We start from the raw sequence: 12,869 nt of genomic DNA on the forward strand, positions 1-12,869 counted from the left end.
CGGTTTTCCCCCTCGCCCTTTCAGGGAGAGGGCCGGGGTGAGGGTAAATATTCGCGCCGGAGCTGGTCTGTTCCCCTCTCCCCAAAGGGGCGAGGGGACCGTCCGGGCACGTTTTATACATTGTCAGCCATCTGAAACACCTGCGTTGTCCAGGTGTTGGAAATTGCTGGCAAACTGGCTCATTCGTCACTGAGGGCACGGTTTTCCCCCTCGCCCTTTCAGGGAGAGGGCCGGGGTGAGGGTAAATATTCGCTCCGGAGCTGGCCTGTTCCCCTCACCCTCTCCCCAAAGATGTGAGGGAACCGTCCGGACACTTTTTTACTTTGTCACCCATCTGAAATTCCGCGTTGTTCGGAGTTTTTTATCCGCTTCTGGACATTTCCCCACAGAACATTCAAACGCCCGGAAGGTCGAATCTGTGACGATTATTTTCACGGACGAAACAGATGAAAGCTTCACTGGCGCTGGTCAGCCTTCTGACAGCCTTTACCAGCCACTCCTTAAAATCTCCCGCTGTTCCACCAACCGTGGTACAAATTCAGGCCAACACCAACCTTGCCATCGCGGATGGCGCCAGGCAGCAAATTGGCAGTACGCTATTTTACGATCCGGCATATGTGCAGCTTACCTATCCTGGCGGCGATGTCCCGCAGGAGCGCGGCGTATGTTCTGATGTAGTGATCCGCGCCTTGCGCAGCCAGAAGGTCGATTTGCAGAAGCTGGTGCACGAAGATATGGCGAAGAATTTTGCCGATTATCCACAAAAGTGGCAGTTAAAACGCCCTGACAGCAACATCGATCACCGTCGGGTGCCGAACCTGGAAACCTGGTTTACCCGCCATGATAAAACACGCCCCACCAGCAAAAACGCCAGTGACTATCAAGCGGGCGATATTGTCTCCTGGCGATTAGATAACGGGCTGGCACATATCGGTGTGGTTTCAGATGGTTTTGCCCGCGACGGCACACCGCTGGTGATTCATAATATTGGCGCAGGTGCGCAGGAAGAAGATGTGCTGTTTAGCTGGCGGATGGTGGGGCACTATCGTTATTTTGTTCAATAAGCGATCGCCCCACGTGAAGAAAAAATTCAGATCCTTTTTACGCTGACGGCTTCTTTTTTCTTACGGCTCACCAGCGCCAGTGCCAGCACAATCAGCACAATACCGCTACCTTCAACCGCGCCGGGATTCTCACCGAGCAGCCACCAGGAAAAGAGTACCCCGCAAACGGGAACCGCCAGTGTACTTAAGCTGGCAATACTGGCGGGTAAGTTTTTCAGCACGAACAACCATAAGCTCCAGGCCAGCGCCGTCGCCAGAATCGCACTGTAGGCCAGCGCCCAGAACACGGTGGGCTGCCAGTCAATTTCACGTTGCGGCACCAGTAAAGCGACCACACTCATCACCAGCGCCGCATAGAGCATCTGCCAGGATGTTAACGACAATAAATCCACGCGCGGATGACGGGCATACAGACGTTTAGCAACAATCGCGCTCGCCCCCCAACTAACACCGGAGAGGATTGCCAGCATGGCACTTTTCATCGAAGAAAAATCGAGTTGCCACGGCTGCAACACCAAAAATAAGCCGAAAGCGGCAATCAGTATCGCGAAATATTGCCCACGTCGCAGGCGTTCACCAAGAAACAACGCAGCGAAAATCACCACCCAGAACGGCATGGTATAGCTCAGGATCGCCACCTTCCCCGCTCCGCCGCTGACCAGTGCCCACTGCGCCAGGCCAACCATCCCACAGGTTTGTAACAGGGCGATGGCTAAGGTGTATTTAAACGGCGTTGGGCGCATTCCACGACCACGTAATAAAAGGACGATGAACAGAACGAGAGCGCCGAAAATGCAGCGTAAGGCGGTAAAGTCGAAGGCACCGATGTAGCTGGTGACTTGCTTCATGAAAATCCAGCTATAACTCCAGATAAGTGTGAGCACAACCAGGCCACTGATTGCCAGTGGGTTGCTCTTTCCCGTAGTAGGCATGAGAGATCCAGCGTGTAGTAGTTTTGTTAGCGACACTATACGCCGGTAAAGAAACTTCAGCGACTGCCTGAAAGACAGTCGCTGAAGAAGGTCAGATTACAGCAGGTCGAAACGGTCGAGGTTCATGACTTTCACCCATGCCGCCACGAAGTCTTTAACAAACTTCTCGTGGGCATCGCTGCTGGCGTAAACTTCCGCCACCGCGCGCAGGACTGAGTTAGAACCAAATACCAGATCCGCACGGCTGGCAGTGTATTTCACTTCGCCGGTTTCACGGTCACGGCCTTCGAAAAGTTCTTTCGATTCGTCGGTCGCTTTCCACTCGTAACGCATATCCAGCAAGTTCACAAAGAAGTCATTGCTCAATACGCCCACGCGGTCAGTAAAGACGCCGTTTTTGCTGCCATCAAAGTTAGCACCCAGTACGCGCATCCCACCCACCAGCGCGGTCATTTCCGGCGCGGTCAGCGTCAGTTGCTGTGCTTTGTCGATCAGCAGTGACTCGGTGGTGGAAACATCCAGACGAGCGCGGTAGTTACGGAAGCCGTCAGCAATCGGCTCCAGCAGCTCGAACATCTCGATGTCAGTCTGATCCTGACGCGCATCGACGCGACCCGGCGCAAATGGTACATGAATGCTCAACCCTGCGGCGCTTGCGGCTTTCTCTACGCCAACCACACCTGCCAGCACGATGATATCCGCCAGCGAGGCTTTGCCAGACTCTTTCTGGATTTTCTCCAGAACTGGCAGAGCACGAACGGCTGCAGCGTTCACATCCCAGTCGCGCTGTGGTGCTAATGCCAGACGCGCACCGTTGGCGCCACCGCGTTTGTCGCCACCACGGAAAGTAGAAGCAGACGCCCAGGCCACCGATACCAGCTCACTGACAGACAGACCAGAATCCGCAATCGCAAATTTCAGACTGATAATGTCCTGCTCGGTCGGGTTGTAGATCGGCTGCGGCAGCGGATCTTGCCAGATCAGATCTTCTTTCGGTACTTCCGGCCCGATGTAACGAGATTTCGGCCCCATATCCCTGTGCGTCAGTTTGAACCAGGCACGGGCAAAGGCTTCGTTAAACGCCTGCGGATCGTTGAGGAAGCGACGAGAAATCTTCTCGAACTCCGGATCAAAACGCAGCGTCAGGTCGGTCACCAGCATCGTCGGTTTACGTTTCTTCGACGGATCAAACGGATCCGGGATAATTTCCGGTGCGTCTACCGCTTCGAACTGGATTGCGCCAGCCGGGCTGCGGGTCTGTACCCACTCATATTTGAACAGGTTTTCGAAGAAATAGTTGCTCCACTGGGTCGGCGTCTGCGTCCAGACCACTTCCAGACCAGAGGTGATGGCATCTGCGCCAACGCCGCTGCCGTAAGTGCTCGACCAGCCTAAACCTTGTTCTTCAATCGGTGCAGCTTCCGGGTCAGGGCCAACGTTAGATGTCGGACCGGCACCGTGGGTTTTACCCAGCGTGTGTCCACCCGCAATCAGCGCCACGGTTTCTTCGTCGTTCATCCCCATGTTGCCAAAGGTCGCGCGGATAGCTGCCGCCGCAGAAAGCGGTTCGCCGCTGTGATCCGGGCCTTCCGGGTTAACGTAAATCAGCCCCATCTCGGTTGCGCCCAGCGGTGCTTTCGCCAGTGCTTCCGGATGACGGTGGGTCAGCCAGGCTTTTTCATCACCCCAGTTAACGTCGAGATCCGGTTCCCAGACGTCTTCACGACCGGCACCAAAACCGAAGGTACGGAAGCCGGAATTTTCCAGCGCCACGTTACCCGCGAGGATAAACAGGTCTGCCCAGGAGATTTTCTGACCATATTTCTGTTTGATTGGCCACAACAGGCGACGCGCTTTATCGAGGCTAACGTTATCCGGCCAGGAGTTCAGCGGTGCAAAACGTTGCTGACCACGACCTGCGCCGCCGCGTCCGTCGATGGAACGGTAAGTCCCCGCGCCGTGCCAGGCCATACGAATAAATAAGCCCGCATAGCTGCCCCAGTCGGCAGGCCACCACGGCTGAGATTCTGTCAGCAGGGCTTTCAGATCTTTTTTCAGGCCGTAGTAATCTAATTTGCTGAATTCTTTGCGGTAGTCAAAGTCCTCACCCAGTGGGTTAGAACGATTAGAATGTTGGTTTAACAGGTCAACACGGAGTTGATTTGGCCACCAGTCGCGAGTGGTTGTGCCCCCACCTGCGCTCTGGTCATGACCACCCTGATGGAACGGGCATTTGCCGGTGGCTGTCGTGTTATGGATATCGTCTGACGTGCTCATCAATGTGCTCCCCTCTACAGTGTTACCGTTACGATACACAGCGTTAGAGAGAAGTTATAATTGAATTAATCCACGGATGCGATAGTTGAGATCTTACATATTGTTGGTTAAAGAGATGTAGATCAAATTGATCGTAATTAAGCCTTTTTGATTATGTCCGATTTAGGACAAATACTTTATAAAAAAAGGTTTTAGCTTCACATACTTCAAGGGCGGAGGGAGAAAACAAGGCTGACTACCTTATTTTCCCACCCTCATTTAGAGGCAGCATTTTGTGCTCTGTTTAAAATTTGTGATCACTGTGTGATTTTCACAAAAGCCACAATATTTATAAACCAGGTCGAACACCCAGCGTATGACAAATCGCGTAACTCATTTCAGCGCGGTTAAGCGTATAGAAGTGGAAATCTTTAACCCCTTCCCGGCTTAAAATCTTCACCATGTCCATGGCGATATTCGCACCCACCAGCTTGCGGGTTTCAGCATCGTCATCCAGACCGTCAAACATTTGCGCCATCCACGCCGGAATACGCACGTTAGTCATGTCGGCAAATTTCTTCGCCTGTTTAAAGTTAGAGACCGGCAAAATACCCGGAATAATTTCCACATCGATACCCGCCGAGACGCAGCGATCGCGAAAACGCAGGTAGCTTTCGACATCGAAGAAGAACTGAGTAATCGCACGGTTGGCGCCGGCATCGACTTTACGTCTCAGGTTAAGCAAATCTGCCTGAGCACTTTTCGCTTCCGGGTGAACTTCCGGATACGCCGCCACGGAGATATCGAAATCCGCCACTTCTTTTAACAGCGTCACCAGGTCAGAGGCATACATTTCCGGCTTACCGCTTCCCGGCGGCAGGTCGCCACGCAGCGCCACAATATGGCGAATGCCGTTATTCCAGTAGTCACGAGCAATAGTGCGCAGCTCATCGGGAGTCGCATCAATGCAGGTGAGATGCGGCGCAGCTTCGAGACCGGTGCGATCTTTAATGCCTTTAATAATGCTGTGCGTACGGTCACGCTCGCCGGAGTTTGCGCCATAGGTCACCGATACAAACTTCGGTTTCAGGCTGCTAAGGCGATCGATGGAGTTCCACAGGGTCTGCTCCATTTCACTGGTACGCGGCGGGAAAAACTCGAACGAAACGTTAATCTGCCCCTGGACTTCTGCCAGACTCTGATTCAGGGCATCCCGCTGGCTGGCGTGAAAAAAGCTCATACCTTACCTCATCAATCGCTTGTAGTTATATGTTGTGTTGTGCACATCTATCCGTTTAGACGTCCAGATGTAAAGATGAAGGAAAAGCTAAAGGGCGTCAACCGAAAAATGACCAATGATGGTGAGGAAAAATCAGGGAAGATGAAAAAGATTCAGGATGGGAATTACAAGAAACCTGGCAGACGGATTTATTGTTTCTTGCCGGATGCAGCGTGAACGCCTTACCCGGCTTACAACGCAATGATAATTAGGTAAATTGTGTTAAGCCCAATAAGCATGTGCATTATGCCTTATTGGGCTCCTGAAATTACAACAACTGCGCCAGACGATTAATATCCGACTGAATCGCCCCGGCGGTGACATCGCGCCCCGCGCCAGGCCCACGGATCACCAGCGGATTATCGCGATACCAGCGGCTTTCGATGGCAAAGACGTTATCGCACGGCAGCAGTGATGCCAGTGGATGATCTTCACGCACTGCTTCCACGCCCACACGCGCTTTGCCGTTGGCATCGAAACGCGCCACGTAGCGCAGCACCAGCCCCATTTCGCGGGCCGCTTCCAGCCGTTGCACCATCTGCTCGTTCAGTTCATCACCATTTTCAAAGAAATGGTCGATGCTGCCGCCTTCGCAATGGGCAGGCACCAGCGATTCAACACGTACCTGGTCCGGTTCAATGTTGTAACCCGCTTCACGCGCCAGAATCACCAGCTTGCGCATCACGTCTTTGCCGGAGAGATCGTCACGCGGGTCAGGCTCGGTTAAGCCCTGCTGCCACGCCTGATCCACCAGCTCGGTAAACGGCACGCTACCGTCGAATTGCAGGAACAGCCAGGAGAGCGTGCCGGAGAAGATCCCGCTGATCGACAAAATAGTATCGCCGCTGTCGATCAGATCGCGCACGGTATGGTTGATCGGCAAGCCTGCGCCGACGGTAGCGTTGTACAGCCAGTGACGCCCGGTTTTTTCGAAGGCGTCGTGGATCTGGCGATATTTATTGCTGTCGCTGGCTCCCGCCAGTTTGTTGGCACTGATGACGTGGAAACCGTGGCTGGCGAAATCAAGATACTGGTCAGCAAGCTGCTGGCTGGCGGTAACGTCCAGCACCACTAAATCATCATACGGATGGGCGCGCATCCACAGGAACAGCGACTCTTCATCCTGCTCGACCGCTTCATCGTTGAAGAAGGCTAGCGCGCGACTGGCGTCCAGCCCGTTATAGCTCAACAGGCTGCGGCGGCTGTCCACCACGCCTGCCAGCACAAATTCAAATCCGGTACGCGCCGAGAGCGTACTCTGCTCACGAGCGAACAGTTCCAGCCAGCGGGAACCGATATTGCCCTTGCCGAACAGGACCAGGCCAATGCGTTTTTCCGCGCGGAAGACGGACTGATGCAGCCCCTGAATCAGGCTTTCGGTCGGGCCGGTACGCAGTACAGCCACCAGGCTGATACCGTCATCAGACTGCCAGGTAAATTCGACCGGCTGGCCTTTCAGTTGCTGCCAGAAGCGGTGGCAATGCAGCGGGTTACGGGTGACGCCCGCCCCGACCATCGCCACCAGTGCCAGCCCCTGACGCAGACGTAGCTCGCCAGGTAATCCCGCTTCGTCGAGAATTTTCAGGGCACTGTCCGCCACTTCCGAGGTGTAGCAAAATTGCAGCAACTGGCGATCGTTATGCACGCCAACCGCCAGTGGACGCACCTGCGCGCGTTTCAGGATCTGGTCGATTTCTTTATGCACCAGTTTGAAGTCCTGGCTGGCGGGCACCTGAAACTCAATCAAACAGACATCATCGTGACTGGTGACAATACGCGCTCCTGTACCGGAAGCCAGCACGCGTTCAATGCGTGTAGAGCCTTGATCCGGCGTGTAGCTACAGCGCAGTTGCAGGTCAATTTCGCTGCCAGAAACCGGCTGCAGGGTACGAGCGTGAAGAACGGGAGCCGCCAGACGCGCCAGTTCGCTGGCCTCATCGAGACGCAGCAACGGCAGCAGGCAGGCATCTTTCACTTTGCGCGGATCGGCACTGTATACCCCGGCGACGTCGCTCCAGATGGTCACGCGGGAAACGCCTGCCAGCGCACCGATTTGGGTAGCGGAATAGTCAGAACCGTTACGCCCCAGCAGCACCGTTTCACCGCCGTTGTTACGGCTGATAAATCCGGTCACTACCAGACGTTTGCCCGGATGCTGCACCAGCAACTGTTGCAGCAGCGGGTACGAAAGGCCTTCATCAACCTGCGGTTGCGCAGCGCGTTCAGCACGTAAAAACTCGCGGGCATCAAGCCAGACCGCAGGCAGTCCTTGTTGGTTAAGCACCGCAGACATCAGGCGCGCCGACCACACTTCACCGTGGCCCACCACTTCCGCATACACCGCGTCGTTAATACCGCTGTCGAGCAGCGCCGCCAGGCGTTCAAGATCGCTGACAAAGGCGCTAATGAGGCTATCGGCTTCTTCGGCAGGTAACAGGCCGCTAATCAGATCGCATTGATAACGACGTAGCGTTTGTTGAACCTGATGCGCAGAGAGACGATCGGTCTGGCTTAGTTTCAACCAGTTAATCAACTGGTTAGTGGTGCTACCGGCGGCGGAAACCACCATCATATCGTCGGGCTGAGAGTACTCCGCCATAATGCCCGCGACACGCAAATAACACTTCACATCAGCCAGACTACTGCCACCAAATTTATGCAGTTGACGACCTTTCGCCCCTGCCTGCGCAATCACACTCATTTTTACCCCTTGTTTGCAGCCCGGAAGCCATTTTCCAGGTCGGCAATTAAATCTTCGCCATCTTCAATACCGGTGGAGATACGCAACAGCGTCTCGGAGATCCCGGCGGCAGCACGCGCTTCTGGCGCCATGCCTGCATGTGTCATGGTTGCGGCGTGAGAGATTAAACTTTCCACTCCCCCTAACGATTCCGCCAGCGTAAACAACGACAGCCCGCCCAGGAAACGACGCAGCGTTTGCTCATCGCCATCCAGCTCAAAACTCAACATTGCGCCAAAGCCTTTTTGCTGGCGCACGGCAATTTCATGCCCCTGATTTTCCGGCAGCGATGGGTGATAAAGTTTTTTCACCAACGGCTGGGTTTGCAGATATTTCACAATCGCCTGCGCGTTGCGCTGAGCCAGCTCCGTACGCGGCACCAGAGTACGCAGACCGCGCAGCAGCAGATAGCTGTCAAACGCGCCGCCCGTTACGCCAATATTGTTTGCCCACCAGGCAAGTTCAGTAACCACGTCCGGATCTTTAGCAATCACCACGCCCGCCACCACGTCTGAGTGACCGTTCAGATATTTCGTACATGAATGCAACACCAGATCGGCACCTAATGCCAGTGGATTTTGTAATGCCGGGCTTAAGAAGGTGTTATCCACCACGCTCACCGCCCCGACTTCCCTTGCCAGATGGCAGATTTTCGCAATATCCACGACGCGTAACAATGGATTACTTGGGCTTTCTACCAGCACCAGTTTAGGTTTTTCTGCCAGTGCCGCCCGTAATGCCTGTTCATCGCCCTGATCAACAAACAGCACGCGATAGCAGCCGCGTTTTGCCAGACTGTCGAACAGGCGATAGCTGCCGCCGTAGCAGTCGTGCGGCGCAACCAGCAGATCACCGGGTTTCAAAAAGACGGTCGTGACCAGGTGAATAGCTGACATGCCTGTATTGGTTAGCACCGCACCTGCACCGCCTTCCAGTTCTGCCAGCGCACGCTGAACCACATCGCGCGTTGGGTTGCCGCGACGCGAGTAATCATGCGCGCGCGGTTCGTTAAATCCGGTAAAGTTATAGGTGCTGGAAAGATGGATAGGCGGGACAACGCAACCATACTGTTCGTCGTCATTTAACCCGCTACGCACTGCGATGGTGGCCTGTTTACGCGTCATGTGATGAAGTTTCCTGGGCTTTGTTGGTGAAATGTCAGGCACCAGAGTAAACATTGTGTTAATGGACGTCAATACATCTGGACATCTAAACTTCTTTGCGTATAGATTGAGCAAATCTCAAATTGCCGTTAAAATTATATGCATTATCACACTGGCAGGCGCATTACACGATGTCACGGTAGCGCCTGTGCGGTAAACTATGCGGGTTTATGACCAGTACCCTTATAAACTGTGCGGTCTGGTCTCAATTTATTGACGAAGAGGATTAAGTATCTCATGGCTGAATGGAGCGGCGAATATATCAGCCCATACGCTGAGCACGGTAAGAAGAGTGAACAAGTCAAAAAGATTACGGTTTCCATTCCTCTTAAGGTGTTAAAAATCCTCACCGATGAACGCACGCGTCGTCAGGTGAACAACCTGCGTCACGCTACTAACAGCGAGCTGCTGTGCGAAGCGTTTCTGCATGCCTTTACCGGGCAACCTCTGCCGGATGATGCCGATCTGCGTAAAGAGCGCAGCGACGAAATCCCGGAAGCGGCAAAAGAGATCATGCGTGAGATGGGGATTAACCCGGAGACGTGGGAATACTAAAGCGGAAAAGAGCGGCGCGGAGAGTGGAATCGCCTGATGCGCTACGCTTATCAGGCCTACGTCATATTGCAATTTATTGAATTTGCACGAACTTGTAGGCCGGATAAGGCGTTCACGCCGCATCCGGCATAAACAACGAGCACGTTGTCAGCGGCTCTGCTCTAACCCACCGCTTTTTCATACATGGACGTTTAACTATGAAATACAGGCTACTGCTCCCCAGCCTGCTGGTTTCTGTGCCTGCCTTTGCCTGGCAACCGCAAACCGGCGACATCATCTTTCAAATTTCTCGCTCATCGCAAAGTAAAGCAATCCAACTGGCAACCCATTCCGATTACAGCCACACTGGTATGCTGGTGATACGCAATAAACAACCCTACGTCTTTGAAGCGGTCGGCCCGGTGAAATACACCCCGCTCAAGCAGTGGATCGCCCACGGTGAAGATAGCAAATATATTGTTCGCCGCGTTGAAGGTGGGTTAACAACCGAACAACAGCAAAAACTGGCGCAAACGGCAAAACGTTATCTGGGTAAACCGTATGACTTCAGTTTTTCGTGGAGCGACGATCGCCAGTACTGTTCGGAAGTGGTGTGGAAGGTTTATCAGAACGCGCTGGGAATGCGCGTGGGTGAGCAGCAAAAACTAAAAGAGTTCGATCTTAGTAACCCGCTGGTTCAGGCAAAGCTCAAAGAACGCTACGGCAAAAATATCCCGCTTGAAGAAACAGTCGTCTCACCGCAAGCCGTTTTCGATGCGCCGCAACTCACTACCGTTGCTAAAGAATGGTCGCTGTTTTCATGGTAATGGGCCAATCGCATCATAACTGGCCCCCTAAAACCTAACTTTTGCTGGTCTGAAGCTCTTGCGAAAATTCAGCAACGTCATTTTGACGCTGTCGTTCCATGGCGATCGCGCCAAAGTGCGTTAACGTACAGAAAATAATGCAGCAGATAACACCAGCAAGCAGAAGATAAAAACCGCCATCCCAACCAACCTGATCGACCATAACACCAAACAGACTTGTTCCAAGCGTTGCGCCAAGAATATAGCTCATAAAACCACGCAAACCGACTGCAGAACCCACGGCAAAACTGGGGACAATTTCCATTGTCTGAACAGAAGCCAGGAACTGCGGAACATAAATAAGGCAGCCTACGCAGGCAGCAAAAATGGTAATAGAGAGCAGAGAGTCACTTTTCCAGTAGCCCAGCAGGCAGAAGAAAATCAATACCATACTGATAATAGCGGGTGGCATACGGCGACCATGAAATAATTTATCACTCAACCAGCCAGCAAATAACGTAGTTGGAATCGCCGCCCATTCGAAGATTAAAAATGCCGTGCTCATTTCAGTCTTCGTAAAATGTTTCACACTTAACAGGTAAATAGGCAACCAACTGATAATTCCGAAACGCACCATATAGACAAAAACATCAACGAAAGAGACGAACCATGCATTCTTGTTTTTTAGCACATAGGTACAAAAAATTTGCCAGGCAGTCATATCTTCCGGCGCACGCTCATCTTTTGCTTTAATGCTGACGTCGTCCGGGACGATTTCGCTTAATGGCGGCAAACCTTCACTTACGGGCGAACCTTTACCTGACATCAGTACCACGATAGCAATGACAACAGAGACAATAGCTGGAACAACATATGTTGCTATTTTCCAGTGTTCAGTACCCAGCACAGCAAATGCACCACCAACAATCGGAGCAACAATACCGCCCCCAACATTGTGTGAAATATTCCAGACCGCACCGACGATGCCCCGTTCTTTACGAGGGAACCAGTTGGCTATTGTAATAAACGAAGGACCAACCCCCATCCCTTGAAAGAGACCATTTAAAATAACAAGTCCCGCAAACATCCAGAAAGCAAAACTAAAACCAAGCGCCACGTTAACGAGAGCACAAAGAACCAACCCCACAGCCATATAAACTTTAGGGTTCGCTTTATCTGCCAGACTACTCATTACCCCTTTACTAATACCATAGGCGATCAGCATACAACTGCTAAGTAGACCTATTTGAGTCGCAGACAGATTAAGATCTTGCTTTAAATAAGGTGTGGAGAGAACAAAGTTATTCCTGACAATATAATACGAAAGATAACCGATAAACACGCTAAATAGCGCCTGCATACGATAACGATTATAGGTATTCTTTATTTCACTTTCAGGAACCTTATGTGTTGCCACTTTAGGTTTCAATAGAGAAAGCATATATCACCTTCCAGTTCATAGAGTTATTTAAAACAGCAATGCCAGTTGCTACTCTCTGATGAGTATTGCAAAAGCCCTTGCTTCATTGGTTTTGAAGATAGTGAAGCAAGTGAGTTTAAGTTACAATACAGGGCATATGAGTCAAAACTGACTCAAAAATACAAATGTCATGTTCCATTTCTTTCCCATTTTTATATCTCAAAATAGAACGAAGCCATTATTTCAGCATTAACGGGTTACAACAGCCCCAATAAAAAAATAATTACTTTTATTAATTTTTTCAGTTTTTGAGGTCAGTCACATATTTTGTATCCATATACGTGATCATTGAAGAGGCTCGATTTTACCCTGTTGGAGGATCATGCTACACAACATGAAAATTTCCATCACCGTTCAACAACAAGCAGGGCTTAAACATTTTCATGTTAACCCTCGTGACAAGCACATTTGCGTTCGAATTAAAGCCATTCTTCCGGCTTCTGAAGGCTGGCGCAAAGAAACAATAGAATCCGGTCAGGACCTGAATCCGATAGCACAAATGTCGAAATTAATTACCGGTAATAGCCGTAACAATCGCTATTTCCGTAAGATACACATGTTCAGAGGTGCAATATTGATCTTTTTTTGATAACCGCTTCCAGATATAGTGACGCT

At 51.9% G+C, this 12,869-nt stretch carries 11 protein-coding genes; 5 read left to right on the plus strand and 6 right to left on the minus strand.

The window, feature by feature from the left end; genetic code table 11:
• Positions 1-446: 446 nt before the first annotated feature.
• Complete coding sequence (locus tag HEM79_RS18280; protein ID WP_000647903.1) at positions 447-1,064, plus strand: DUF1287 domain-containing protein; 618 nt, start codon at positions 447-449, stop codon at positions 1,062-1,064.
• 26 nt (positions 1,065-1,090) lie between these two features.
• On the opposite strand, the gene yijE is transcribed toward HEM79_RS18280, so the two are convergent.
• The 3 genes from yijE to metF all read right to left on the minus strand — a co-directional run bounded on the left by yijE (position 1,091) and on the right by metF (position 5,492).
• Positions 1,091-1,996 (minus strand): cystine transporter YijE, encoded by a 906-nt coding sequence (gene yijE, locus HEM79_RS18285; protein WP_176242495.1) that lies wholly within the window; start codon positions 1,994-1,996, stop codon positions 1,091-1,093.
• Positions 1,997-2,092: 96 nt separating this feature from the next.
• The gene (gene katG / locus HEM79_RS18290; protein ID WP_010350185.1) at positions 2,093-4,273 is read right to left on the minus strand and encodes a catalase/peroxidase HPI; all 2,181 of its coding nucleotides are present in this window, start codon (positions 4,271-4,273) and stop codon (positions 2,093-2,095) included.
• Positions 4,274-4,601: 328 nt separating this feature from the next.
• A complete protein-coding gene (gene metF, locus HEM79_RS18295) occupies positions 4,602-5,492 on the minus strand; it encodes a methylenetetrahydrofolate reductase (protein WP_000007526.1) in 891 nt (296 codons plus the stop codon).
• Positions 5,493-5,567: 75 nt separating this feature from the next.
• Between metF and HEM79_RS18300 the strand changes: the two genes are divergently transcribed.
• The gene (locus HEM79_RS18300) at positions 5,568-5,708 is read left to right on the plus strand and encodes a hypothetical protein (protein WP_065228014.1); all 141 of its coding nucleotides are present in this window, start codon (positions 5,568-5,570) and stop codon (positions 5,706-5,708) included.
• 91 nt (positions 5,709-5,799) lie between these two features.
• Here HEM79_RS18300 and metL read toward each other — a convergent pair whose 3' ends face one another.
• Together metL and metB are read right to left on the minus strand one after the other, a co-directional pair.
• Positions 5,800-8,232, minus strand: coding sequence for a bifunctional aspartate kinase/homoserine dehydrogenase II (metL, locus tag HEM79_RS18305; protein WP_176242497.1), 2,433 nt, complete (start codon positions 8,230-8,232; stop codon positions 5,800-5,802).
• 2 nt (positions 8,233-8,234) lie between these two features.
• Complete coding sequence (gene metB, locus HEM79_RS18310; RefSeq protein ID WP_176242499.1) at positions 8,235-9,395, minus strand: cystathionine gamma-synthase; 1,161 nt, start codon at positions 9,393-9,395, stop codon at positions 8,235-8,237.
• A gap of 276 nt (positions 9,396-9,671) precedes the next feature.
• On the opposite strand from metB, the gene metJ reads away from it, so the two are divergent.
• Together metJ and HEM79_RS18320 are read left to right on the plus strand one after the other, a co-directional pair.
• Complete coding sequence (gene metJ, locus HEM79_RS18315; RefSeq protein ID WP_000852812.1) at positions 9,672-9,989, plus strand: met regulon transcriptional regulator MetJ; 318 nt, start codon at positions 9,672-9,674, stop codon at positions 9,987-9,989.
• A 197-nt stretch (positions 9,990-10,186) separates the two neighbouring features.
• Complete coding sequence (locus tag HEM79_RS18320) at positions 10,187-10,795, plus strand: YiiX family permuted papain-like enzyme (RefSeq protein ID WP_176242501.1); 609 nt, start codon at positions 10,187-10,189, stop codon at positions 10,793-10,795.
• A gap of 34 nt (positions 10,796-10,829) precedes the next feature.
• Here the strand turns inward: HEM79_RS18320 and pgtP are convergent, their stop codons facing one another.
• The gene (pgtP, locus tag HEM79_RS18325) at positions 10,830-12,215 is read right to left on the minus strand and encodes a phosphoglycerate transporter PgtP (RefSeq protein ID WP_176242503.1); all 1,386 of its coding nucleotides are present in this window, start codon (positions 12,213-12,215) and stop codon (positions 10,830-10,832) included.
• 373 nt (positions 12,216-12,588) lie between these two features.
• Here pgtP and HEM79_RS18330 point away from each other — a divergent pair, with 373 nt between their 5' ends.
• Positions 12,589-12,843: a hypothetical protein gene (locus HEM79_RS18330; RefSeq protein ID WP_286178626.1), complete on the plus strand. Its 255-nt coding sequence runs from the start codon at positions 12,589-12,591 to the stop codon at positions 12,841-12,843.
• The last annotated feature ends 26 nt before the right edge of the window (positions 12,844-12,869 follow it).

The organism is Escherichia sp. 93.0816, from assembly GCF_013368855.2.
GTDB lineage: Bacteria > Pseudomonadota > Gammaproteobacteria > Enterobacterales > Enterobacteriaceae > Escherichia > Escherichia ruysiae.

What these genes read in the sequence shown, in the direction of transcription:
- metF (WP_000007526.1), bottom strand. Translation starts at nt 5,492, where the DNA reads ATGAGCTTTTTTCACGCCAGCCAGCGGGATGCCCTGAATCAGAGTCTG.
- metB (WP_176242499.1), bottom strand. Translation starts at nt 9,395, where the DNA reads ATGACGCGTAAACAGGCCACCATCGCAGTGCGTAGCGGGTTAAATGAC.
- HEM79_RS18330 (WP_286178626.1), top strand. Translation starts at nt 12,589, where the DNA reads ATGAAAATTTCCATCACCGTTCAACAACAAGCAGGGCTTAAACATTTT.
- metL (WP_176242497.1), bottom strand. Translation starts at nt 8,232, where the DNA reads ATGAGTGTGATTGCGCAGGCAGGGGCGAAAGGTCGTCAACTGCATAAA.
- HEM79_RS18320 (WP_176242501.1), top strand. Translation starts at nt 10,187, where the DNA reads ATGAAATACAGGCTACTGCTCCCCAGCCTGCTGGTTTCTGTGCCTGCC.
- katG (WP_010350185.1), bottom strand. Translation starts at nt 4,273, where the DNA reads ATGAGCACGTCAGACGATATCCATAACACGACAGCCACCGGCAAATGC.
- pgtP (WP_176242503.1), bottom strand. Translation starts at nt 12,215, where the DNA reads ATGCTTTCTCTATTGAAACCTAAAGTGGCAACACATAAGGTTCCTGAA.
- metJ (WP_000852812.1), top strand. Translation starts at nt 9,672, where the DNA reads ATGGCTGAATGGAGCGGCGAATATATCAGCCCATACGCTGAGCACGGT.
- yijE (WP_176242495.1), bottom strand. Translation starts at nt 1,996, where the DNA reads ATGCCTACTACGGGAAAGAGCAACCCACTGGCAATCAGTGGCCTGGTT.
- HEM79_RS18300 (WP_065228014.1), top strand. Translation starts at nt 5,568, where the DNA reads ATGAAGGAAAAGCTAAAGGGCGTCAACCGAAAAATGACCAATGATGGT.
- HEM79_RS18280 (WP_000647903.1), top strand. Translation starts at nt 447, where the DNA reads ATGAAAGCTTCACTGGCGCTGGTCAGCCTTCTGACAGCCTTTACCAGC.